This is a genomic window from Streptomyces sp. NPDC107765, assembly GCF_055657085.1.
In genome coordinates this window covers 61644-84796 of the sequence record NZ_JBVKBL010000008.1, presented here as the reverse complement: position 1 = coordinate 84796, position 23153 = coordinate 61644, and the positions used below count along the sequence as shown (strand labels likewise).

Annotated in this window: 21 protein-coding genes; 10 read left to right on the top strand and 11 right to left on the bottom strand. The window is 73.8% G+C overall.

Annotated features, from left to right (window positions below; genetic code table 11):
• Positions 1 to 14: 14 nt before the first annotated feature.
• The 4 genes from ACZ7MX_RS20665 to ACZ7MX_RS20650 form a co-directional block, all read right to left on the bottom strand.
• Entirely contained in the window at positions 15 to 1025 is a 1011-nt protein-coding gene (locus ACZ7MX_RS20665; RefSeq protein WP_472134100.1) for an LLM class F420-dependent oxidoreductase, read from the bottom strand.
• A 157-nt stretch (positions 1026 to 1182) separates the two neighbouring features.
• The gene (locus ACZ7MX_RS20660; RefSeq protein WP_472134098.1) at positions 1183 to 2031 is read right to left on the bottom strand and encodes a DUF5336 domain-containing protein; all 849 of its coding nucleotides are present in this window, start codon (positions 2029 to 2031) and stop codon (positions 1183 to 1185) included.
• A gap of 168 nt (positions 2032 to 2199) precedes the next feature.
• The gene (locus ACZ7MX_RS20655; protein WP_472134097.1) at positions 2200 to 3144 is read right to left on the bottom strand and encodes an N-acetylmuramoyl-L-alanine amidase; all 945 of its coding nucleotides are present in this window, start codon (positions 3142 to 3144) and stop codon (positions 2200 to 2202) included.
• A 27-nt stretch (positions 3145 to 3171) separates the two neighbouring features.
• Positions 3172 to 3837, bottom strand: coding sequence for a class I SAM-dependent methyltransferase (locus ACZ7MX_RS20650; RefSeq protein WP_472134095.1), 666 nt, complete (start codon positions 3835 to 3837; stop codon positions 3172 to 3174).
• Between the two features lie 404 nt (positions 3838 to 4241).
• Here ACZ7MX_RS20650 and ACZ7MX_RS20645 point away from each other — a divergent pair, with 404 nt between their 5' ends.
• The 4 genes from ACZ7MX_RS20645 (at position 4242) to ACZ7MX_RS20630 (ending at position 10023) form a co-directional block, all read left to right on the top strand.
• Positions 4242 to 6437: an acyl-CoA dehydrogenase gene (locus tag ACZ7MX_RS20645; protein WP_472134093.1), complete on the top strand. Its 2196-nt coding sequence runs from the start codon at positions 4242 to 4244 to the stop codon at positions 6435 to 6437.
• 76 nt (positions 6438 to 6513) lie between these two features.
• Positions 6514 to 7710, top strand: coding sequence for a lipid-transfer protein (locus tag ACZ7MX_RS20640; protein ID WP_472134092.1), 1197 nt, complete (start codon positions 6514 to 6516; stop codon positions 7708 to 7710).
• Between the two features lie 215 nt (positions 7711 to 7925).
• Positions 7926 to 9374 carry an MFS transporter gene (locus ACZ7MX_RS20635; protein ID WP_472134091.1) on the top strand — a complete coding sequence of 483 codons (1449 nt, stop codon included), beginning with the start codon at positions 7926 to 7928 and terminating at the stop codon, positions 9372 to 9374.
• 79 nt (positions 9375 to 9453) lie between these two features.
• On the top strand, positions 9454 to 10023 hold the full coding sequence (locus tag ACZ7MX_RS20630) for a hypothetical protein (protein WP_472134090.1): 570 nt from the start codon (positions 9454 to 9456) through the stop codon (positions 10021 to 10023).
• A gap of 83 nt (positions 10024 to 10106) precedes the next feature.
• Here the strand turns inward: ACZ7MX_RS20630 and ACZ7MX_RS20625 are convergent, their stop codons facing one another.
• The 4 genes from ACZ7MX_RS20625 to ACZ7MX_RS20610 form a co-directional block, all read right to left on the bottom strand.
• On the bottom strand, positions 10107 to 10712 hold the full coding sequence (locus ACZ7MX_RS20625) for a response regulator (protein WP_472134088.1): 606 nt from the start codon (positions 10710 to 10712) through the stop codon (positions 10107 to 10109).
• Positions 10709 to 11905 (bottom strand): sensor histidine kinase, encoded by a 1197-nt coding sequence (locus ACZ7MX_RS20620; protein ID WP_472134538.1) that lies wholly within the window; start codon positions 11903 to 11905, stop codon positions 10709 to 10711. The genes ACZ7MX_RS20625 and ACZ7MX_RS20620 overlap by 4 nt, the downstream gene beginning before the upstream one ends.
• A gap of 222 nt (positions 11906 to 12127) precedes the next feature.
• Complete coding sequence (locus ACZ7MX_RS20615; RefSeq protein ID WP_362136236.1) at positions 12128 to 12856, bottom strand: ABC transporter permease; 729 nt, start codon at positions 12854 to 12856, stop codon at positions 12128 to 12130.
• Positions 12856 to 13860: an ABC transporter ATP-binding protein gene (locus ACZ7MX_RS20610; RefSeq protein ID WP_472134086.1), complete on the bottom strand. Its 1005-nt coding sequence runs from the start codon at positions 13858 to 13860 to the stop codon at positions 12856 to 12858. The genes ACZ7MX_RS20615 and ACZ7MX_RS20610 overlap by 1 nt, the downstream gene beginning before the upstream one ends.
• A 442-nt stretch (positions 13861 to 14302) precedes the next feature.
• On the opposite strand from ACZ7MX_RS20610, the gene ACZ7MX_RS20605 reads away from it, so the two are divergent.
• The 3 genes from ACZ7MX_RS20605 to ACZ7MX_RS20595 all read left to right on the top strand — a co-directional run bounded on the left by ACZ7MX_RS20605 (position 14303) and on the right by ACZ7MX_RS20595 (position 17469).
• Positions 14303 to 15178 (top strand): MaoC/PaaZ C-terminal domain-containing protein, encoded by an 876-nt coding sequence (locus ACZ7MX_RS20605; protein ID WP_472134085.1) that lies wholly within the window; start codon positions 14303 to 14305, stop codon positions 15176 to 15178.
• Between the two features lie 150 nt (positions 15179 to 15328).
• Positions 15329 to 16405 (top strand): Zn-dependent alcohol dehydrogenase, encoded by a 1077-nt coding sequence (locus ACZ7MX_RS20600; RefSeq protein WP_472134083.1) that lies wholly within the window; start codon positions 15329 to 15331, stop codon positions 16403 to 16405.
• A gap of 119 nt (positions 16406 to 16524) precedes the next feature.
• On the top strand, positions 16525 to 17469 hold the full coding sequence (locus ACZ7MX_RS20595; protein ID WP_472134081.1) for a 3-oxoacyl-ACP reductase: 945 nt from the start codon (positions 16525 to 16527) through the stop codon (positions 17467 to 17469).
• Positions 17470 to 17572: 103 nt separating this feature from the next.
• Here the strand turns inward: ACZ7MX_RS20595 and ACZ7MX_RS20590 are convergent, their stop codons facing one another.
• Both ACZ7MX_RS20590 and ACZ7MX_RS20585 read right to left on the bottom strand, forming a co-directional pair.
• A complete protein-coding gene (locus ACZ7MX_RS20590; RefSeq protein ID WP_472134079.1) occupies positions 17573 to 17740 on the bottom strand; it encodes a hypothetical protein in 168 nt (55 codons plus the stop codon).
• Between the two features lie 161 nt (positions 17741 to 17901).
• Positions 17902 to 19167: a hypothetical protein gene (locus tag ACZ7MX_RS20585; RefSeq protein WP_472134077.1), complete on the bottom strand. Its 1266-nt coding sequence runs from the start codon at positions 19165 to 19167 to the stop codon at positions 17902 to 17904.
• Positions 19168 to 19397: 230 nt separating this feature from the next.
• Here ACZ7MX_RS20585 and ACZ7MX_RS20580 point away from each other — a divergent pair, with 230 nt between their 5' ends.
• The 3 genes from ACZ7MX_RS20580 to ACZ7MX_RS20570 are packed head-to-tail and all read left to right on the top strand — an operon-like array spanning position 19398 to position 22264.
• Positions 19398 to 20276 carry a Nif3-like dinuclear metal center hexameric protein gene (locus ACZ7MX_RS20580; RefSeq protein WP_310728149.1) on the top strand — a complete coding sequence of 293 codons (879 nt, stop codon included), beginning with the start codon at positions 19398 to 19400 and terminating at the stop codon, positions 20274 to 20276.
• Complete coding sequence (locus ACZ7MX_RS20575) at positions 20273 to 21016, top strand: zinc ribbon domain-containing protein (protein WP_472134536.1); 744 nt, start codon at positions 20273 to 20275, stop codon at positions 21014 to 21016. Before ACZ7MX_RS20580 ends, ACZ7MX_RS20575 begins: the two co-directional genes overlap by 4 nt.
• Before the next feature lie 3 nt (positions 21017 to 21019).
• On the top strand, positions 21020 to 22264 hold the full coding sequence (locus ACZ7MX_RS20570; RefSeq protein ID WP_472134076.1) for a bifunctional RNase H/acid phosphatase: 1245 nt from the start codon (positions 21020 to 21022) through the stop codon (positions 22262 to 22264).
• A 141-nt stretch (positions 22265 to 22405) separates the two neighbouring features.
• Here ACZ7MX_RS20570 and eda read toward each other — a convergent pair whose 3' ends face one another.
• The gene (gene eda / locus ACZ7MX_RS20565; RefSeq protein ID WP_472134075.1) at positions 22406 to 23113 is read right to left on the bottom strand and encodes a bifunctional 4-hydroxy-2-oxoglutarate aldolase/2-dehydro-3-deoxy-phosphogluconate aldolase; all 708 of its coding nucleotides are present in this window, start codon (positions 23111 to 23113) and stop codon (positions 22406 to 22408) included.
• Positions 23114 to 23153 lie beyond the last annotated feature (40 nt).

The following is a 23153-nucleotide window of genomic DNA, read 5'->3' as shown; positions in this document are numbered from 1 at the left end:
GCGGGCGCCGGGCGTCAGGCGTTGAGCTCGGCCAGCACCCGTAGTGTCCGCGGGTCCGGTGCGGTGACCAGCAGGTCGGTGACCGGGCCCGCGCGCCACGACTCCAGCCGCTCGGCGATCCGTTCGCGCGGCCCGACCAGGGAGATCTCGTCGGCGAACGCGTCCGGTACGGCGCGTACCGCCTCCTCCTTGCGGCCCTCCAGGAAGAGCTGCTGGATCCGGCGGGCCTCCTCCGGATATCCCATACGGGCCATCAGGTCGGCGTGGAAGTTCTTCGCCGCGTGCCCCATGCCCCCGATGTAGAAGCCGAGCATCGCCTTCACCGGCCACAGTCCCTCGGCGACGTCGTCACAGACCACCGCGCGGGCCATCGGCGCGATGCGGAACCCCTCGGGCGCGCCCGCCAGTGACTCCTCGTGGACGCCGGTGCGCCGCGGCGACCAGTACAGCGGCAGCCAGCCGTCCGCGATCCGGGTGGTCTGCGCGATGTTCTTGGGGCCCTCCGCGCCCAACAGGAGGGGCAGGTCGGCGCGCAGCGGGTGGGTGATGGGCTTGAGCGGTTTGCCCAGGCCGGTGCCGTCCGGGCCGCGGTAGGGGAGCGGATGGAACAGCCCGTCGGACCGCACCGGCCGCTCGCGGCGCAGCACTTGGCGGACCACGTCCACGTATTCGCGGGTGGCGGTCAGCGGGCTCTTGGGGAACGGCCGCCCGTACCAGCCCTCGACGACCTGCGGCCCGGACAGCCCCAGGCCCAGCAGCATCCGGCCCCCGGACAGGTGGTCCAGCGTCAGCGCCTGCATGGCGGTGGCGGTGGGCGTACGGGCGGCCATCTGCGCGATGCCGGTGCCGAGTTCGATCCGGGAGGTGTGCGCGGCGATCCAGGTGAGGGCGGTGAACGCGTCCGAGCCCCAGGCCTCCGCGGTCCACACCGAGCCGTAGCCCAGGCGCTCGGCCTCGCGGGCGAGTTCGAGGTGCCGGGGGTCGGGACCGCGGCCCCAGTAGCCCAGTGCCAGACCGAGTCGCATGGCGACCGCCTCTCTCCGTACCCGCCCAAGGAAACTGACTCTCCGTCAGTTCGCGGTGGTGCGGCGCACTGTACGGCCGGTGTGCGGGCAGCGCAACGGCCCCCCGCCGGAAGGCGAGGGGCCGTGGAAGGACCGCTGGGGGACGGTGGGCGGCGGGTCAGCCGCGCTGGATGCCGGTGGTGTCCTGCAGGACGCCGCGACGGCCGTCCTGGGTCTGCGCGATCAGCGCCTGGCCGCGCTGCTCCACCGCCAGGTACCAGGTGCCGGGCGCCAGTTCGGCGATCGGCGAGGGCGAACCGTCCTCGCCGTACAGCGGGCGGGCGACCGGGACCGCGAACCAGAACGGGGCGAAGTCCGCCGGGGCGCCGGCCGCGGGGGCCGCGCCCGCCGCGCCGCCGGCCGTGGCGTCGGCCGCCGGCTGGCCGGGCGTCTGGCCGGTCTGCTGCTGGCCGCCCGGACCCGGGTAGCCGTAGCCCTGGGCCGCCGCCTGCTGCTGGGCGCCGGGGTAGCCGTAGCCCGGGGTGGGGCCCGCGCCGTACGGGGCGGCCGGCGGCTTGGGCGCGCCGATCAGCTCGGCCTTCAGTGCCGGGACGAGCGGACCGGCGACCGCGCCGCCGGCCAGCACCAGCGCGGCGATCAGACCCACGATCAGGCCGGCGCCCGCGCTGGGGGCGTCGATGATGTCCCAGAACGCCGTCCACGCCGCGAAGATGGTCAGCGCCACGCCGAACTGGCCGAGGTCCAGACCGGCGACCTTGCGCTGCTGCGGAAGCGCGCGGCTGAGGATGATGATCGCCGCGCCGATCACGCCGGCCAGGTACACGCTCATGAGCACGGAGACGGAGCTCCAGGCGTTGCTGCTGCTGTAGTCCTGTGCCTCGCAGTACTTGGCGAACGGGCCGGTGCAGTCCGGGGCGCCGGCGAGGCCGAGGAACGAGGCGATGAACAGCAACACCGCTGCTCCGATCACCACGCCGTCGCCTCTAGTGAGGGAGCGGATGTTCACGTAAGGGTCCTTTGTCTCTTTCGTGGTCTATTCGTCGCTGTCGCGGTGCGCGCGGTGCGAGGCACGGCGGTGACCACCCATCGTAAAGGGGAACCTCTCGCCGAATCCGGCGGGTCGGCCTGTTGGTTTCGATGCGTTATCGGCCGGGGTCGCGGGCGTCGTAGGTGGTCAGCGCGTCAGGAAGTCCGTAATGCCCTCGGTGATCCCACGGGCCGCTTTTTGCCGCCACCCTCCGTCGGTCAATTGCGCGGCGTCCTTGGCGTCGCGCATATTGCCGCACTCGATGAACACCTTCGGCACCGTGGAGAGGTTGAGCCCGCCGAGATCGCCGCGGACGTCCAGCCCGGTGCCGCCGCCGACGTAATTGGACCGCGCACTTCCGGTTACCGCCCGGAAGCGGTCGGCCAGCCGCTCGCCCAGCTGCCGCGACGGGCCGGTGATCGCGGTGGTGTCCGCCGGGCCGGCGGTGACCCGGGCGGGCAGGATGACGTGGAAACCGCGGTTGCCGGCGGCCGAGCCGTCGGCATGGATGGAGACCGCGGCGTCCGCGTGCGCCTTGTTGCCGATCGCCGCCCGCTCGTCCACGCACGGCCCGTACGGCCGGTCGCCGTCCTGGGTGAGGACGACCTTGGCGCCCTGGTGTTCCAGGAGGGTGCGGACCCGGCGGGCCACGTCCAGGGTGAAGGACGCCTCCGGGTAGCCGCCGTTGGTGGCGGTGCCGGTGGTGTCGCACTCCTTGCGTGCGCTGCCGATGTTCACCAGCCGGGCGATCTGCCCGGTGTGCCGGCTGTTGTGCGGATTGTGCCCGGGGTCGATCAGCACGGTCCTGCCCTTGAGGCTGCCGTGCGGATCGCCCTTGCCGCCCGGGCGAGGGGTGGCGCCGTGGCTCGCTTTCCCGTCCGGGGCGCCGCCGGTCCCACTGCCGCTGCTGCCGCTGCCGCCCGCCGTCCGGCCGGGCGCGGGCGAGCCGTCCCGGGCCGACGGGCCGCCGTGGCCGCCCGCCTGCCGCCAGAACAGCCAGCCGCCGACGGCGACCAGGGCCACGGCGGCCAGCACCAGGAGTACGGTGCCGCGCCGGCGGCGGGGAGGGGGGAAGGTGCTGCCGTTCGACATCTCCGCGATGGTAGCCCGCGGCCCGGGTCAGCTGCCGGGGCCGGTGCGTCGCAGCACGCGCAGCGTCCCCTGCGCCGAGACCTCGGTGAACGCTCCGGAGGCCAGTGCGCGCAGATAGATCCGGTACGGCGCCTGGCCGGTGAACTCGTCCTCGGGGTGCGGGTGCACGTCGTGGATGACCAGCAGCCCGTCCGGCGCCACGTGCGGCGCCCAGCCCTCGTAGTCGGCGGTGGCGTGCTCGTCGGTGTGCCCGCCGTCGATGAAGACCAGCCCGACCGGTCGCCCCCACACGGCCGCGACCTGCGGGGAACGGCCGACGACCGCGATCACGTGGTCCTCCAGCCCGGCCGCGTGCAGGGTCCGGCGGAACGTGGGCAGGGTGTCCATCCGGCCGACCTCGGGGTCCACCACGGACGGGTCGTGGTAGTCCCAGCCGGGCTGCTGCTCCTCGCTGCCCCGGTGGTGGTCCACCGTGACGGCCGGCACCCCGGCGGCCCGCGCCGCGTCGGCGAGCAGCAGGGTGGACCGGCCGCAGTACGTGCCGACCTCCACCAGCGGCAGCCCCAGCCGCGCCGCCCCGGCCGCCGCCGCGTACAGCGCGAGCCCCTCGTCCACGGGCATGAAGCCCTTCGCCGCCTCGAACGCGGCGAGGATCTCCGGCTGCGGGGCGGTCGGCGCCGTGGGAGCGGACATGGGCTTCCTCCTGGTGGTGCGGTGGGAGGGCTCATCGTGCCGTACGGGCCGGAGGTGGCCGAGCGGGGGTTCGCATTTCGTGCGGCTTTCCGGCCGGCCGTGCGGTGCGGGGGAGTCACCGCGGCGGATTCCGGGCCGTTCCCGCCGGTTTATCGCCGGACCTTTCCCGGATGTCCGGAAACGGAAAGGTGCGGGACCCGCGGGGGTGGAAACCGCCGGGGCGGAAACCACGGGGGCGGGAAACCGTCGGGCGGGCGAATGGCATTCCGTACCGGAATTCACCGGACCGTTTCCCGGCCGCCGCCGGACCGTTCCCCGCGGCACCCTCGCCGGGTTCCGCCGGGCGGAACATTCCGGGCCACCTGACCTTCCGTCAGATTGAAACGTGTTCTAGTCTGCCCCGCATGGGCATCGGAATCACACCGGACCACCGCGACCTGGCCGAGGCGGCAGGCGGCTGGGCCCGCCGGGCCGTACCGCCCGAAGAGGTCCGCGCACTCCTCGACACCGCACCCGCCCGCCCCGGGCGCCCCGCCTACTGGGACGGCCTCGCCGCCCAGGGCCTGCTCGGCCTCCACCTCCCCGAGGCCGACGGCGGGGGCGGCGGCGACCTGCTGGACCTCGCCGTCGTCCTCGAAGAGCTGGGCCGCGCCGCACTCCCCGGCCCGTACCTGCCCACCGTCCTCGCCGCCGCGCTGCTCCACCACGGCGGCGCGCACCGGCACCTCGTCCGGGCCCTCGCCACCGGCGGGCTGATCGGTGCCGTGGCGCTCGGCCCCGGCACGCTCACCGCCACCCCGACGCCCGACGGTTACCTCCTCGACGGCACCGCGCCGCCGGTCCTCGCCGGGGCCGACGCCGACCTCCTCGTCCTCGCCGCCCGCACCCCCACCGGGACCGTCCACCTCGCCGTCGACGCCGCGGCACCGACCGTACGCGTCCAGGACAGCGCCGACCCGACCCGGCCCACCGCCGAGGTCCGGGCGGACGGCGTCCCGGTGCCCGCGGACCGGCTGCTGGCGATCGACGACGCGCTCGTCCGCGACCTGGCCGGGGTGCTGTGCGCGGCCGAGAGCTGCGGGACGGCGGCCTGGGCCCTCGCCACCGCCACCCAACACGCCCGGGTCCGCGAGCAGTTCGGCCGCCCCATCGGCCAGTTCCAGGCCGTCAAACACCTCTGTGCCGACATGCTCGTCCGCTGCGAACAGGCCCGCGCCCTGGTCTGGGACGCGGCCCGCGCCCACCGCGAGCCGCCCGAGGTCCGCGGCCTGGTCGCCGCCCTCGCCACCGCCACCGCCCTCGACGCCGCCTTCAGCTGCGCCAAGGACTGCATCCAGATCCTCGGCGGCACCGGCTTCACCTGGGAACACGACGCCCATCTGCACCTGCGCCGGGCGACCGTGGCCCGCCAGCTGCTCGGCGCCGGCGACACCCACCGGCTGCGCGCCGCCGCCCACGCCGCCGACGGCGCCCGCCGCCCGCTGAGCCTCGAACTCCCCGCCGCGGCCGAGCAGTTCCGCACCGAGGCCCGCGAGGTCGCCGACCGGGTGCGCGGCCTGGACCCCGCGGCCGCCCGCCGCGAGCTCGCCCCCACCGGCTACGCCGCACCGCACCTCCCCCCGCCCTACGGGCTCGGCGCCGGCCCCGTCCAGCAGCTGGCCGTCCAGCAGGAACTGGCCGCCGCCGGGGTCACCGTCAGCGACCTGGGCATCGCCACCTGGGTGGTGCCCTCCCTGCTCGCCCACGGCACCGCCGAGCAGCAGCAGCGCTATCTGATGCCGTCGCTGCGCGGGGAGATGTGGTGGTGCCAGCTGTTCTCCGAACCGGAGGCCGGGTCGGACCTGGCCGGCCTGCGCACCCGCGCCGAGCGGGTGGACGGCCCCGACGGCCCCGGCTGGCGGATCAACGGACAGAAGGTGTGGACCTCGGCCGCCCAGTGGGCCGACCACGGCATCCTGCTGGCCCGCACCGACCCGGACGCCCCCAAACACAGGGGGCTGACCTTCTTCGTCGTCGACATGAAGACCCCCGGGATCGACGTCCGCCCGCTGAAGGAGATCACCGGCGAGGCGCTCTTCAACGAGGTCTACTTCGACGACGTACTGCTGCCGGCCGACGCCGTGGTCGGCGAGACCGGCAACGGCTGGAAGGTGGCCCGCACCACCCTGGACAACGAACGCGTCCACATGGCCGACCAGTTGACCTTCGACACCGGACTGACCGCGCTCCTCGACCGCACCGTCGGCCTCGACGGCTCGGTACGCGCCCGGGTGGGCGCCCTGGCCGCCGAGGCGCACGCCCTGGCCTGCCTCACCCTGCGCACCACCCTCCAGCAGGTCTCCGGCCTCGAACCGGGCGCCGGCGCCAGCATCCGCAAGCTGGTCCAGACCCCGCACCAGCAGAAGGTCGCCGAACTGGCGCTGGAACTGCTCGGCCCGGACGGCGCGGTGCGCGAGGGCGCCGGCGAACGCGCCCTGCACGGCTTCTTGATGTCGCGCTGCCTGACCATCGCCGGCGGCACCACCCAGGTGCAGCGGAACGTCGTCGCCGAACGGCTGCTCGGACTGCCCCGCGACCCGGAGCCCCGCCCCCTGATCTGACTCGCTCTCAGGTCGTTTCACCCCCTTCGTCCGGCCCCGCACGACGCCCGGCCGGTGACTCACCAGGAGGACCTGTATGGCAGGCACGGCGTACCTCGTCGGCGTAGGGATGACGCACTTCGAGAAGCCCGAGACCCGCGAGTGGCAGTACTGGGACATGGCCAAGGAGGCGGGCGAGGCGGCGCTCGCGGACGCCGGGATCGGCTACGACGCCGTCGAGCAGGTGCCGGTCGGCTACTGCCACCAGCCGTCCACGGCCGGTCAGCGCGCCGCGTACGAGCTGGGCCTGACCGGTGTCCCGGTCTACAACGTCAACAACAACTGCGCGACCGGATCGACCGCGCTGATGATGGCCCGCCAGTTCGTCGCCTCGGGCCTCAACGACTGCGTGCTGGCACTCGGCTTCGAGAAGATGAAGCGCGGCGCGCTGGGCGGCGGTGCGGACGCCGCGGGTGACTTCGCCGCCTCGCCGGTCGCCCGCCACTACGGCGTCATGGCGGCCGCGCACGGCTTCGAGCGGACCCCGCCCACCGCCCAGATCTTCGGCAACGCGGCCCGCGAGCACATGGCGAGGTACGGCACCACGGCCGAGCAACTGGCAGCGGTCGGGGCCAAGAACCACCGGCATTCCGCGCACAACCCGCGCGCCCAGTTCCAGGACGTCCACACGGTCGAGGAGGTGCTGGCCGCCAAGGTCATCCACCGCCCGCTGACCAAGCTCCAGTGCTCGCCGACGTCCGACGGCGCGGCCGCGGTGGTGGTCGCCTCCGAGCGCTTCGTCCGGGCGCACGGACTGGCCGACCGGGCGGTGGAGATCGTCGCCCAGGCGATGACCACCGACACCGGGGAGAGCTTCGCCACCGGCTCCTGCATCGACGTCGTCGGCAAGCCGATGTCGCGTGCCGCCGCCCGGCAGGTCTACGAGGCGTCCGGGCTCGGCATCGAGGACGTGGACGTCATCGAGCTGCACGACTGCTTCTCGATCAACGAGTTGCTGACGTACGAGGCGCTGGGCATGTGCGCGGACGGCGAGTCGGGGAAGCTGGTCGCCGACGGAGCCACCACGTACGGCGGCCGCTGGGTGGTCAACCCGTCCGGCGGCCTGATCTCGAAGGGCCACCCCCTGGGCGCGACCGGCCTCGCCCAGGCCGCCGAACTCGTCTGGCAACTCCGCGGCACCGCCGGTGCCCGCCAGGTCCCCGACGCCCACGTGGGCCTGGCCCACAACATCGGCCTGGGCGGCGCGGCGGTGGTGACACTGCTGCGGAGGTGAGGCGTCAACTCCGCCTCCGCTGCGGGTAGTTGGCCCGTCAGGGGCCCTCCCGACCCTTAGGGGACGGCCGCCCCCAACCCCTAGGGGGCGCACCCCCGGCCCCTTCCTACCCCGCCCCCTTCCTGCCCCGCCGCCTCCGCCCACCGACCTAGGTCCCCGGCCAGGTGGCGTATGCACCCATATTCCGATGCGGGGCGTGTGGGGTGGCTGCGAGCATGGTCCGCATGCCCCCGATAGCCGAGTCCGCCACGCTGTCCACGACCTCCCGCCGGAGCGCCGCACCGGCCTGGCTGGTGATGCTGCTGGTCTGCGCCGGCCAGTTCCTGGTCGTCCTGGACGTCTCCGTGGTGAATGTGGCGCTGCCCGCCGTACGGACCGGCCTGGGGCTGAGCGAACTGGGCCTGCAGTGGATCGTCAACGCGTACGTGATCACCTTCGCCGGCTTCATGCTGCTCGGCGGCCGGGCCGCCGACCTCTTCGGCCGTAAGCGGATCTTCGTCCTCGGGCTGGCGTTGTTCACCGTCGCGAGCCTGGGCGGCGGCCTGGCGCAGCAGCCCTGGCAGCTGATCGCGGCGCGTACGGTCCAGGGCATCGGCGCCGCCGTGCTCTCGCCGGCCACCCTCACCATCCTCACCACGTCGTTCCCGGCCGGCCCGGCCCGGACCCGCGCGATCGCCACCTGGACCGCGGTCGGCGCCGGCGGGGGCGCGGTGGGCGGCCTGGTCGGCGGGGTGCTCACCGAGTACCTGTCCTGGCGCTGGGTGCTGCTCATCAACGTGCCGGTCGGCGCGCTGGTGCTGACCGGCGCGGTGCTGTGGCTCACCGAGAGCCGGCAGGGCGCGGCCCGACGGCTCGACGTGCCCGGTGCGCTGCTGGTGACCGGCGGGCTGGGGCTCGTCGCGTACGGGATCGTGCAGACCGAGACGGACGGCTGGGCATCCGCGTCCGCACTGCTGCCGCTGGCCGCCGGGCTGGTCGTGATCGCGGCCTTCCTCACGGTCGAGGCGCGGACCAAGGCGCCGCTGATGCCGCTGGGGCTGTTCCGGCTGCGCTCGACGTCCTCGGCGAATGCGGCGATGGTGCTGGCCGGCGCCGCGATGTTCTCGATGTGGTACTTCCTGTCGCTCTACGTCCAGAACGTGCTCGGCTACAAACCGCTGCAGGCGGGGCTCTCCTTCATCCCGCACTCGCTGTCCATCGTCCTGGGGTCCAAGATCGGGCCGCGGCTGATGAACCGGCTGGGCGCCAAGACCCTGGCCGTCACCGGCGCGGTGATCTCCGCGTCCGGCATGGTCTGGCAGGGCACGATGGACGTCGACGGCACCTACCTCGGCACGATCCTCGGCCCCGGCATCCTGATGGCACTGGGCGCGGGCCTGACCGCCACCCCGGTCGCCGCCATCGCCACCTCCGGCGCCGACCCGGCCGACCAGGGCCTGGTCTCCGGCCTGATCAACACCTCCCGGCAGATGGGCGGCGCCCTGGGCCTGTCGATCCTGTCCACCGTCGCCGCCTCCCGCATCGAGGCGGGCCACGGCGCGAAGGCGGCCCTGGCGGACGGCTACGGGCTGGCCTTCCAGGTCGGCTCGGGAGTGCTGCTGGCCGGCATCCTGCTGATGCTGCTCGCCCTGCCGCGACGCCGCACGGACGTCGCCAACGGCTAGCGCCTGCCCGGCGGATCATGCTGATCACCGCAGCCGATAAGGTCGCCCGCACCGGTCCACCAAGTGGAGTGCGAAGGAGTTGCTGGACGTGTGGCCCGACCCGTGGGCGGTGGTCGACGAATCCGATCGGGCGCAGTGGGACTATGCGCCACTTGAACGTGTCGGCCCCCTGCGCTTCGGTATGAGCCCGCAGGAAGCGACCGTCGCCATGGAGGCACGCGGATACGTCTCCGGGGTTCTCTCCAAGGTCGGTGAGTTCGGCCCCTTTGAGCAGATGCGCACGCGATTCCGCGCCGTGGGGGCCCCGTCGTACCGGGACGACGTGGTGGCCTACTACGTCGGCCCGATGGGACTGACCTGCATCGCCGTCGACGCCTTGTCCGGCCCCCAGGTCTCCTGGGACGGGATCCGGCTGATAGGCCGGCCGCCTTCAGAACTCTCAGCTGATCTCAGCGCCTACCTGGAGCGGACCGGCAGGGACATCGAGATCACCACCGAAGGGGACATCGGCTCACAACAGCTCGGAATGAACCCGCGTGCGCAGCGAGCCGGCGATGTTCTCCTCACGCGGCTGGTCTTCGGTCGTCCCAACGACTGGGCCAACACCGTGTTCGACTGCATTCCGGCCGAGGAATGGCGCATGCACTGAGCACGACCGCACTTCTCGGGCGGGCGGGCGTTTTCTCCGGTCGAGAAACAGGGGCCCCGTCCTCCCGGCCCCCGCCCTCCCGCCTACAGCCACCCGTTCTGTCGCGCCGCCCGGACCGCCTCCATACGGTTGCGGGTCCCGGTCTTGCCGATCGCCGCGGAGAGGTAGTTGCGGACGGTGGCCTGGGAGAGGTGGAGCCTGCCGGCGATGTCGGAGACGGTGGCGCCGTCCACCGCGGCGGTCAGCACGTCCCGTTCCCGCTGGGTCAGCGGATTGGGTCCGGCGCTGAGCGCCGCCGCGGCCAGCCCGGGATCGATCACCCGCTCCCCGGCGAGGACCCGCCGGATCGCCGCCGCCAGGTCCTCCACCGGCCCGTCCTTCACCAGGAAGCCGGACGCCCCGGCCTCCATGGCGCGGCGCAGATAGCCGGGCCGCCCGAAGGTCGTGACGATCAGGACCTTGCACGACGGCAGCGCGGTGCGCAGGTCGGCCGCGGCGTCCAGCCCGCTGCGGCCGGGGAGTTCGATGTCCAGCAGGGCGATGTCGGGACGGGCGTCCAAAGCGGCCGGAACGATCACGTCACCCGCCCCGACCTGCGCCACGACCTGCATGTCCTCTTCCAGGTCGAGCAGCAGCGCCAACGCGCCCCGCATCATCCCCTGGTCCTCCGCGAGCAGGACCTTGATCACCTGGTCAACCCTTCCGTCTCCGTCATCTCCCCCGTCCCCACCGGCAGTTCGGCCGTCACCCGGAAGCCGCGCCGGCCGTCGGGGCCGCTGCTCAGTGTGCCGCCGGCCGCTGCCAGCCGTTCGGCCAGGCCCTTCAGGCCGGTGCCGCCGACCGGGCCCGGTGTTCCGGGTGGCGTGGTGGCGCCCGCCGCACGGTCCGTACCGGCGGCGTCGCCGTCGTGTCCGGGGGCGCGGTCGCGGGACCGGGTCCGGCCGGCCGTCGGGGCCGCACCGGAGCTTACGGGACCCCGGCCGTCGTCCGTGATCGTCAGCCGGACCCGTTCCTCGTCGGCGTGCACCGCGATCTCGCAGCGGGTGGCGCCGCTGTGCCGGACCGCGTTGGTGACGCCCTCGCGGACCACCCAGCCCAGCAGCGCACCGGCCTGCGGGGGCAGCGGCGGCCCGGCCTGCCGGACGGCGGCTTCGATGCCGGCCGCTTCCAACGCCGACCGGGCCCGGTCGAGTTCGGTGCTGAGGCTGCCCTCGCGGTAGCCGGTGACCGCCTCGCGGATCTCGGTCAGCGCCTGCCGGCCGACCGCCTCGATGTCCGCGGCCTGGGCGAGCGCCGCGTCCAGATCGCGCGGCGCCAGCCGGCGCACCGCCTCGGCCTTGACCACGACCAGGGACATCGTGTGTCCCAGCAGATCGTGCAGGTCCCGGGAGAAGCGCAGCCGCTCCTTCTCCACGGCGCTGCGGGCCAGTTCCTGCCGGGTGGCCCGCAGTTCCTGGATGGTGTCGAACAGGCTCAGCACCGTGGACGTCACCATGCCGGAGAGGAACGTGCCGTAGCCGACGCCGAACGAGTCGCTGGGGTCGGAGCTCTGCCAGCCGGACAGGAACCCGGCCGTACCGCTGAGCGCGATCAGCCACAGTGCCAGCTTCCTGCCGCGCAGCGCACGGACCGTACCGGAGGCCAGCGACAGCAGCGGGAAGAACAGGAACCAGCTGCCGCCGAAGCCGAGCGCGATGGCGAACGTGATGGCGGTGAGCACGCCCAGGGCCACGACCGGGTAGCGGGTGTCCCGGAGCCGGGGGCTGAAGGCCGACCAGATGACGGTGAGGTAGAAGGAGTTGAAGGCCAGCAGCCCGAGGCCGGCCAGCCAGGGGCTGCCGGTCCTGCCCTGCACGATGTTGGAGAAGGCGCCGAGTCCCATCAGCAGCCAGGGCAGGAAGGAGTATTTGCCCGGGCCCTTCTCGAGCTTCCGGCCGGGTGGCCATTTCGACGAGCACGCCGTGCCGTCGTCCCCGGTCACCCCGTCGCCCCCGGCCGTCCCGTCCGTCCCCGCCGTCCCGCCGGGCGTTCCGCCGGCGGGGTCCTGCTCCGTCGTCCGCTGCACTGTCGTTTCCCCGGTCCGTGCCCTCTGCGCCATCGCGGGTCACACCGTCCGTGCGGCCCGCCGGTACGCGTACACCGCGTAACCGCCGAAGACTGCCAGCCAGGCGGCCAGCACCGCCACTGCCGCCAGGCTCGGTGCGCCGCCCTCGGTGACGCTCCGGCCCAGTTCGGCGAAGCGGTTGCCGGGCGTCCAGGCCGACAGGGCGCGCAGCCAGCCGGGGAACAGCTCGGCCGGGAACCACAGTCCGCCGATGATCGAGAGCAGCAGCATGCAGCCCGTGTTGACCACACCGGTGGACTGCGCCGAGAGGCGGTAGCCGTTGCCCAGTCCGAGCAGGGTGAACGGGGCGGTGCCGAGCCACAGCAGGCCCGCCAGCGCGGCCCACTGCCAGGCCGGCATCCGGACGCCGTTGACCAGCGCGCCCACCAGCAGCACCGCGGCGATGGCCGGCAGCACCGTCACCGATCCGGTCAGTCCGCGGCCCACCACGGCCCGCAGCGGACCCATCGGGGTGATCCGCAGCTGCCGCAGCCAGCCCAGCTGCTTGTCCTCGGCGACGCCGGTGCCGGTGCCGATCGCCGCGCCCAGTGCGCCGTAGGCGGCCATCCCGACCATCGAGGCGGTCCGCCAGCCCATGTCGGCGCCGCCGGGGCCGGTGCCGATGTTGGTCATCAGGACGTACATCAGCACCGGCATGCCGATGCCGAAGATCACGAAGCCCCGGTCGCGCAGCGTACGGCGGACTTCGAGACGGAGGTAGGCGAGCATCACGCGGTCTCCTTCAGGGCGTCGCGGGTCGGGCCGTCGGAGTGCGGGGTGTCGGAGTCCGAGCGGTCGGGGGAGGTGAGGGTGAGGAAGGCGTCCTCCAGGCTCGCGGCGGTGACCTCCAGGCCGCGGACCAGGCCCAGGCCGGCCAGCGCCAGGACCGTGGCGTCGGAGTCCGCCGTCCGCAGCAGGGCGCGGTCGCCGCGGACCTCCACGGTGTGCACGCCGGGCAGTGCGGCCAGCGGCGCGGTCGGCGCGCCCGCGAGGTCGAAGGAGACCAGCGATCCGCCGGCCCGCCGCTTGATCGCCTCGCCGCTGCCGTCGGCGACCACCCGGCCCCGGTCGATCACCACGATGCGGTCCGCGTGGTCGTCCGCCTCCTCCAGGTAGTGGGTGGAGAAGATGATGGTGTGGCCGCGCCGGGCGTACGCCCGCATCGCGCGCCAGAACGTCCGGCGGGCCTCCACGTCCAGGGCCGCGGTCGGCTCGTCGAGGACCAGCAGGTCGGGGTTGCCGGCCAGCGCCACCGCGAACCGGACGCGCTGGGCCTGGCCGCCGGAGAGCCGGTCCACCCGCCGCCCGGCCAACTCGGCCAGGCCCGCCAGCTCCAGCGCCTCGGTGACGTCCATCGGCCGCGGGTAGGTGGCGGCCACGAAGCCGACCAGTTCGCGGACGGTGACCCGGGGCACGGCCTTGCCGTCCTGCAGCATCGCCCCGACCCGGCCGGCCCGTACGGCGGTCTCCGGCTCGCCGCCGAACAGCCGCACCGTGCCCGAGGAGGGCGGCAGCAGGCCCAGCAGCATGTTCAGGGTGGTGGACTTGCCGGCGCCGTTGCGGCCGAGCAGCGCCACCGTTTCGCCGGCGGCGATCCGCAGGTCGATGCCGTCCACGGCCCGCACCGCGCCGTAACTCCGGGTGACGCCGGAGAACGCCACGGCCGTCCCGCCGCCGCCCCGTTCCCCCTGCCCCGCCGCCCGTGTGCTGCCCGGTGTCCCACCTGGTTTCATAGCCGCCCCCTCGGGTCGTTTCCTGTCCATGACGTTACGGAGCGTGGGCGGGCGGGGGCAGGGGCGAATGTGGGTGATGACCCCTGACAAATGTCATGGGCGCGGACCCGGCGACGACTCGTGGGCGCGGACGGCGGTAACGGCACATGGGCGGCCCCCGGCCGCGACGCGTTTCTGACAAACCGTCAGAGGTCTTCCCGGTGTCGGGCGGATCGGCTATACATGAAGGCCATCGGCTAGAACGCGTTCTAGAAGTGTGGCGGTGTCCCGTGCTGCGCCGCCGCCCGGCCGCGGTCCGCGCCGGGCCGGTGTCCCGTGCGGCACCGCCGACCCGCGCGCGGTCCGAGCCGACCAGAGACGACCCCGGCCGGGCCGACGGTGCGGACGGCACGGCCGGGGTCTTTTTGACGAACTCCACCGTGGTGAAGGAGCAACCGCCCCCATGCCCATCGACGTCGCCAAGGCCACCGCCGCCGAACCACGGACCACCGAACTCGCCTGGGACCACAAGGACGTCCAGCTCTACCACCTCGGCATCGGCGCCGGCGCGGCCACCCCCGAGAAACCGCAGGCCGCCACCGACCCGGACGAACTGCGCTACACCCTGGAGAGCGCGCTGCACGTCCTGCCCAGCTTCGCCACCGTCGCCGGCGGGGGCATGGCACTGGCCGGCGGGCTCTCCGCCCCCGGTATCGACGTCGACCTCGCCGCCGTGCTGCACGGCGGGCAGACCGTCACCGTGCACCGCCCCCTGCCGGTGCGCGGCCGCGCCACCCAGACCTCGACCGTCCCCGCCGTGTACGACAAGGGCAAGGCCGCCGTCATCGTGCTGCGCTCCGAAGTCGCCGACGACGACGGTCCGTTGTGGACCTGCGACACCCAGATCTTCGTCCGCGGTGAGGGCGGCTTCGGCGGCGACCGCGGCCCCTCCGCCCGCCTCGAACTCCCCGACCGCGCCCCCGACCTGACCACCGAGCGGCAGGTCCGCGCCGACCAGGCGCTGCTCTACCGCCTCTCCGGCGACTGGAACCCGCTGCACGCCGATCCGGAGTTCGCCAAGCTCGCCGGCTTCGACCGGCCGATCCTGCACGGGCTGTGCACCTACGGGGTCACGCTCAAGGCGGTCGTGGACACCCTGCTGGACGGGGACGTCTCCCGGGTCCGCTCGTACCGCACGCGCTTCGCCGGGGTGGTCTTCCCGGGCGAGACGCTCCGCATCCGGCTCTGGCGCGAACCCGGCCGGATCCAGGTGTCGGTGACGGCCCCGGAGCGGGACGAGGCGGCAGTGCTGGCGGACACCATCGTCGAGCACGCCTAGTCGCTGATCGCCGCCGCCCGACGTCGCCGGCTGTCGCCCGATGTCGCTCGCCGCCGCTCCAATGTCGCTTTGTCGCCTTCGAATGGTGGCCGCCGGGTCACCACCGTCGAGTTGTTGCCTCCAGTTGTCGTCTCCGAGGGGAGCCGTGAGATGCGCGCAGCCGTACAGCACGAGACCGGGCAGGACAAGCTGGAGGTCCTCGACGACGTCGAGGCGGTGGGGTTCGGGCCCGGCAAGGTCAGGATCCGCATCCGGGCGACCGGACTGTGCCACTCCGACCTTTCGGCGATGAACGGGGTGCTGCCGCAGCCCGCGCCCTTCGTCCCCGGCCACGAGGGCGCCGGGGAGGTCGTCGACGTCGGCGACGGCGTCACCGGCCTGGCGGCGGGCGACCGGGTGCTGATGTGCTGGCTGCCCGCCTGCGGCAGCTGTCCGTCCTGCAAACGCGGTCAGACGCACCTCTGTCTGGCCGGGTTCATGAACGCCGGTACGCCCAACTTCCGGCGGCCCGGCGGGGACGTCTTCGGGTTCGCCGGCACCGGCACCTTCGCCGAGGAGGTCGTGGTCGCCGCCAACTGCGCGGTCCCCGTCCCGGACGACGTCCCGTACGAGATCGCCGCGCTGATCGGCTGCGGCGTCACCACCGGCCTCGGCGCGGCGCTCAACACGGCGCAGGTGGCGGCCGGCTCCTCGGTCGCGGTCATCGGCTGCGGCGGGGTCGGGATCTCCGTCATCCAGGGCGCGCGGGTCTGCGGCGCGGCCCGGATCGTGGCCGTCGACCCGGTGCCCGCACGGCGCGAGGCGGCACTGCGTTTCGGTGCCACCGATGCCGTCGTCCCGGAGGAACTCGACGGCGCCAAGGCCGAGTTCACCGGGGGCGAGGGCTTCGACTACGTCTTCGAGGTGGTCGGCAGGTCCGCCACCGCCCGCACCGCGTACGAGACGACCCGGCGCGGCGGGACCCTGTGCGTGGTCGGCGCCGGCGCCATGGACGACACCTTCCGGGTCAACATGTTCGAGCTGTTCTTCGACGAGAAGCGGATCCTGCCGTCCCTCTACGGCGGCGGGGACGTCCTGCGCTCCTACGAGCGGGCCATCGCCCTGTGGCGGGCCGGCCGGATCGACCTCGAAGGGTTGATCACCCACCGCGTCCGGCTCCCGGAGATCAACGACGCCCTCGACCAGATGCGCTCCGGGACGGCACTGCGCACCTGCATAGAGATCTGACCACCAAGAGATCCGACCGCCAGAGATCCAACCGCCGAGAGATCCAACTGCCAAGAGACCCGACCGGCCGGTGACGGGACCCCGATCCGGCCGGCAGACCGAGAGGACGGGAACGCCAGATGGCACAGCCACTTGAGGGCCTGACCGCGAGCGTCACCGGGGCCGGCCGCGGCCTGGGCCGCGCCGAGGCCCTCGAACTCGCCCGGCTCGGCGCGGCGGTCGTGGTCAACGACTACGGGCAGCCGGGGCGCGACGGAACCGGTGCCGCCTCCGCCGGCCCCGCCGAGGACGTCGCCGCCGAGATCCGCGCGGCGGGCGGCCGGGCGGTGGCCCACGTCGGTGACGTCGCCGACCACCAACAGGCGGGGGAACTCGTCCAGTTGGCCATCGACACCTACGGCCGGCTCGACATCCTGGTCAACAACGCGGGCATCCTCCGGGACCGGATGGTGTTCTCGATGACCGAGGACGAATGGGACACGGTCATCCGGGTGCACCTCAAGGGCCACTTCAACACCACCCGCTTCGCCGCGGCCCACTGGCGCGAGCGGTCCAAGGCGGCCGGCGGCCCGGTGCACGGCCGCATCATCAACACCTCCTCGGAGGCGTTCCTCGCCGGCTCGGCCGGCCAGCCCAACTACGCCGCCGCCAAGGGGGGCATCGTCGGCCTGACCACCTCCACGGCGCTGGCGTTGGCCAAATACGGCGTGACGACCAACGCGATCTGCCCGCGCGCCCGCACCCGAATGACCGAGGACGTCTTCGCCGGCTTCGGAGAACCGGCCGACGGCCGGCTGGACCCGCTGGCCCCCGAGCACGTCGCCCCGCTCGTCGGCTATCTGGCCGCACCGGCCGCGGCCCGGGTCAACGGTCAGCTGCTCGTCGTCCATGGCGGCATGGTCGCGATCGCCGAACGCCCCCGGATCGCCGCCAAGTTCGACACCGCGAAGGAGCTCTTCACCTTCGAGGAGCTGGACGAGCTGCTGACGCCCTACTACGCACAGCGCCCGCCGCACGAGACGTTCGCGGCGGGCGAGGTGCTGGCTCTCAAGCACGGCTCCTGAAGCCCGGCTCCTGGAACACGGCTGCTGAAGCACGGCTGCTGGGACGCGGTTCCCGAGGTGCGGTATCCGAGACGCGGCCCCGGAGCCCCTGGGGCCGGCCGCCCTATGCGTCCTGCGTCTGCTTATCCCGGCGGTGCCGGCCGTGCGCGGTGAAGTCGGCCTCCTCCGTGGCGGCCGGGCCACGGTGCCTGCCGGAGCTTGCGGCCGCGGCGGCCTGGGCGGATGCCTCCTGGGGGCGCGCCTGGGTCGTGTCGGTTCGGGCTTCGGACATGGGAAGAGTCACTCCGTCGGATCGCTTGCTGCTGTACGCGTCGGGACCCCGCCCGACCGCCGAGGGGCCGTACCCCGAGCGGCGTGATCGGTGGCCGGTCAACCGGCTGCGTAGCCCCCACCCGAAAGTTTAACGGGGCGGGAAATCACGCTCCACCGGCCCTAGCGGGACCCCAGAGGCGCCTGTTGCAGCGGAACTGGCCTGCACATATGGGGATGTGCGGGGGAGCGCCGCGGTTCCGTGCCGACGGCCTTCGGTTGTGCAGATGCTGTGGAGTGGTTGGTGGCATCCCCTGCATCCGGGACAATCCCCCCGCCGCGTACGACCTCCCCGTCCGCCACCGCCCGTACGGTCCCCACCGGCCTCGCCGACCCCACCGGCCTCGCCGACCCCACCGGCATCCTGGGCTCCACCGGCTCCAGCGGTATGGCCATCCTCGCCAGCCCGCACGGCTCCGCGTCCGTCGCGCACGGCAGCAGCAGTTCGCCGTCGGCCGTCCACAGTCCGGTCCCCGCCAGCCACCCGTCCGGTACGGGCAGTTGCCGCAGCCGCCGGCTCCAGGGGCGCCAGATCCCCAGCCGGGTGCCGTGCGCCGCGTCCACCCGGAACGCCACCGCACAGCTCTCCGGCGCCAGCATCTGCCCCGGCTGCACGGCGAACGGCGTCACCGCGGCATCGGCCGGCCGCAGGCACTCCGGGAACCGCACCGGCAGACGGCTGCCCAGCACGCCCCAGCCCAGCCGGTCGTGGCCCGGCGCGTCCGAGCGGACCAGCAGCAGCCCGCTGTCCGGATCGGCCAGCAGCAGCCGGTCGTTGCTCTCCTCGGTGATCTGCAGCAGTGGCCCGGTCTCGCCGCCCCGCGCCAGATCGACCAGCACGGTCTTCGTCCGGCCGTTCAGCTCCCGGTCCAGGGCCAGCAGCCGCCCGCCGCGGTCCAGCCACGCGCCGCCCGTACAGCGCCCGGGAATCTCCACGATCCGCTCGGGCCCGCCCGCATCACCGGGCACCCGCCACAGCGTGGTGTGCCCGCCCGCCGGCGCCAGGGCGTACGCGTCGGTGCCGCCCGGCGTCGGCGGGAGCAGGGTCAGTTCCGCCGCTTCCACGGTGCCCAGCAGGAGTTCACCGGTCCCGGGACCGGTCGGGTAGAGCAGGGAGAGGGCGAAGCGGTCGGCGACCCGGCGCAGGATCAGCACCCGGCCGTCCGTGAGCGGCAGCAGTTCGCTGTCCGGCTCCTCGGGCTGGCTGCCGGGCAGCGGCACCGCGTACGGCTCCGGGCCGCTCAGCGTCCAGCGCTCCGGGAACCAGCTCCGGTCGGCGTCGTCGTGCCGGGCGAGCCGGGCGGCGTACGAGCCGTCGGCGGCGATCGTCAGGGCCGCGCGGTGCGGGTAGTCGAGTGCCGTGGCGTCCTCAGTGGCACAGATCGTCATGAAGTGGTCACCTCCAGTCGGCAGACCGACGCTAGTTTTCGCACTTCCGGCCGATCGCCGCGAGTTGCGGCACTTCACGCATAAGGGTGGCGGATGTCCGGTTCGCCGGTACCGGATGGGGTGGTTGTGCTTCCTGCTTCCACGGCGGGCCGCCGTGGGCGGGTTCACCGGTGCGCCCGCGCGCGGGCGGCGGCGGTGCGGGTTCCCGCCCGGGAGGTAACCTTCCACCCGTGCCCGTACTGTCTGAAGTCCTCACCGCGCTCGACGCCCTCTGGCCCCCCGAGCGGGCCGAAGGGTGGGACGCCGTCGGCACGGTCTGCGGAGACCCGGACGCCGAGGTCCGCCGCGTGCTGTTCGCCGTCGATCCCGTCCAGGAGATCGCCGACGAGGCCGTACGGCTCGGCGCCGACCTGCTCGTCACCCATCACCCGCTCTACCTGCGCGGGACGACGACGGTCGCGGCCTCGACGTTCAAGGGCAAGGTCGTGCACACGCTCATCAAGCACGACATCGCCCTGCACGTCGCGCACACCAACGCCGACACCGCCGACCCCGGCGTCTCCGACGCCCTGGCCGGCGCCCTGGACCTGCGCGTCCTCGGCCCACTGGTGCCGGACCCGAGCGACCCGGCGGGCCGACGCGGCCTGGGCCGGATCTGCGAGCTGACGCACCCGATGCCGCTGGCCGAGTTCGCCGCGTACGCGGCCGCGCACCTGCCGGCCACCGCGCAGGGCATCCGGGCGGCCGGCGACCCGGACCGCGAGATCCGCACCGTCGCGGTCTCCGGCGGCTCCGGCGACAGCCTCTTCGACGACGTCCGGGCGGCCGGTGTGGATGCCTTCCTCACCGCCGACCTGCGCCACCACCCGGCGTCCGAGGCCACCCAGACCACCGGACGGACCAGCCCGCCGGCGCTGCTCGACGCGGCCCACTGGGCCACCGAATGGCCGTGGTGCGAGCAGGCCGCGGCCCAGCTCGACGCGGTCTCCGACCGGCACGACTGGGGACTGCGCACGCACGTCTCCCGTACGGTCACCGACCCCTGGACCGCCCACGCGGCGTCCACCCCGATCTTCACCCCGACGCACACCACAGGAGCCCCCCGCTGAACGCCGCGCCCGCCGACCAGATCCGCCTTCTCGACGTCCAGGGCCTCGACGTCCGGCTCACCCAGCTCGCGCACCGGCGCAAGAACCTCCCCGAGCTGGCCGAGCTGCAGACCCTGGAGGCCGACCTCATCCAGCAGCGCGACCTGCTCGTCGCCGCGCAGACCGAGGAGAGCGACACCAGCCGCGAGCAGACCAAGGCCGAGCAGGACGTGGACCAGGTGCGCCAGCGCGCCGCCCGCGACCAGAAGCGGCTCGACTCCGGCGCCGTCACCTCCCCCAAGGACCTCGAGAACCTCCAGCACGAGATCGCCTCGCTCGCCAAGCGCCAGGGCGACCTGGAGGACGTCGTCCTGGAGGTCATGGAGCGCCGCGAGGCCGCCCAGGAGCGGGTCGCCGAGCTGACCTCCCGGGTCGAGGCCATCCAGGCCAAGGTCGACGACGCCGTCGCCCGCCGCAACGCCGCCAGCAGCGAGATCGACGCCGAGGTCGCCGCGATCACCAAGGAGCGCGAGCTGACCGTCGCCGACATCCCGGCCGACCTGCTCAAGCTCTACGACCGCATCCGCACCAAGGAGGGCGGCGTCGGCGCGGCCCGCCTCTACCAGCGTCGCTGCGAGGGCTGCCGCCTGGAGCTGAACATCACCGAGCTGAACGACGTCCGGGCGGCCGCCGCCGACGCCGTCCTGCGCTGCGAGAACTGCGGTCGGATCCTGGTCCGCACGCCGGACTCGGGCCTGTAGGCCGTGCCGCGCACGCTGATCGTCGAGGCGGACGGCGGGTCCCGGGGAAACCCGGGGCCGGCCGGCTACGGCGCGGTCGTCCTCGACCCGGAAACGGGCGAGGCGCTCGCCGAGGCCGCCGAGTTCATCGGCACCGCGACCAACAACGTCGCCGAGTACAAGGGCCTGGTCGCCGGGCTGCGGGCCGCGCACGCGCTGGACCCGGAGGCCCGCATCCAGGTCCGGATGGACTCCAAGCTGGTCGTCGAGCAGATGTCCGGGCGCTGGCAGATCAAGCACCCGGGCATGAAGCCGCTGGCCGCCGAGGCCAGGTCGATCTTCCCGGCCGACCGGGTCACCTACGAGTGGATCCCGCGCGCCAAGAACAAGCACGCCGACCGGCTCGCCAACGAGGCGATGGACGCCGGGAAGGTCGGCAAGCAGTGGGAGCCGCGGGACTCCCGGGCCGCGCTGGACACCGCCGCCGCGCCGGCCCGCAGCGCCGCCGCCCGGGCCGCCGACGAGGCCGCGGAACGCGCGGAGACCGAAGCGGAGCGGGCAGCGGCCGGAGCGGAGCGGGCAGCGGCAGCCGCGGCCCCCGAGGCGGTGGCCGCCCCGCCGGTCGGCTGGGGCGCCCCGGACCTCGGTGTCCCCGCCACGTTCGTGCTGCTGCGGCACGGCGAGACGGCGCTGACCCCCGAGAAGCGGTTCTCCGGCAGCGGCGGTACCGACCCCGAACTCTCCGCCGCCGGCCAGCACCAGGCCCGGGCCACCGCGGCCGCGCTGGCCGCCCGCGGCACGATCCAGGCCGTGGTCAGCTCACCGCTGCGGCGCTGCCGGGAGACCGCCCAGGCGGTCGCCGACCGGCTCGGCCTGGACGTACGGGTCGAAGAGGGCCTGCGCGAGACCGACTTCGGGGCCTGGGAGGGGCTGACCTTCGCCGAGGTGCGCGAGCGCTACCCCGAGGACCTCGACGCCTGGCTGCACTCCTCGAAGGCGGCGCCCACCGGGGGCGGCGAGTCCTTCGCGTCGGTCGCCCGCCGGATCACGGTCACCCGCGACAAGCTGCTGGCCCGGTACGCCGGCCGGACGGTCCTGCTGGTCACCCACGTCACGCCGATCAAGACCCTGGTCCGGCTGGCCCTGGGCGCCCCGCCGGAGTCGCTGTTCCGGATGGAACTCTCCGCCGCCTCGCTGTCCGCGGTCGCGTACTACTCCGACGGCAACGCCTCCCTGCGCCTGCTGAACGACACGTCGCACCTGCGCTGAGCGGCGCGCCGGGCGCTGCGGCGTGCGGTGCGCTGCGGGGCCGGCACTGCGGTGTGCTGCGCGGCTGACGCCATGGCGTTCGGCGGGCGGCGTTCGGTGTGGAGCGCGGCTGACGGGCCTCGGAGGGCGTGGCCCTGAGGGTCAGTCGCGGAGCGCCGCCGCCTCATGGGCCAGCCGCTCGATCCGCGCCCAGTCCTTGGCGGCCAGTGCGTCGGCCGGCAGCATCCACGTGCCGCCCACACAGGCGACGTTGGGCAGTGCGAGGTACCCGGGCGCGGACGCCGGGGTGATCCCGCCGGTCGGGCAGAAACGGGCCTGTGGCAGCGGGGCGGCCAGCGACTTCAGGTAGGCCGTCCCGCCGGCCGCCTCCGCCGGGAAGAACTTCAGCTCGGTGACGCCCTCGTCCAGCAGGGTCACCACCTCCGAGGCCGTCGAGACGCCCGGCAGGAAAGGCAGGCCGGAGCCGCGCAGCGCGCCCAGCAGCCGTGGCGACCAGCCGGGGCTGACCAGGAAACGGGCACCGGCCGCGCGGGCCGCGGCGACCTGCTCGGGGTTGAGCAGGGTGCCCGCGCCGACCACCGCGTCCGGGACCTCGTCGGCGATCGCCCGGATGGCGTCCAGCGCGGCGCGCGTCCGCAGGGTCACCTCGATCGCCGGCAGCCCGCCGGCAACCAGCGCCCGGGCCAGCGGAACCGCGTCAGCGGCCTCTTCCAGCACGACGACCGGGATGACGGGGGCGAGCCCGAGCACCGACGGGGCCGAGGGGCCGGAGGCGAAGGAGGGGCCGGAGCCGAACGAGGGGGAGGAACCGGACGCGGGGGAGGAGGCGGCGCTGGTCACGCCGCCCATACTGCGCCCCCTGCCCACCCTGCGCAACGACCGTTGCGCA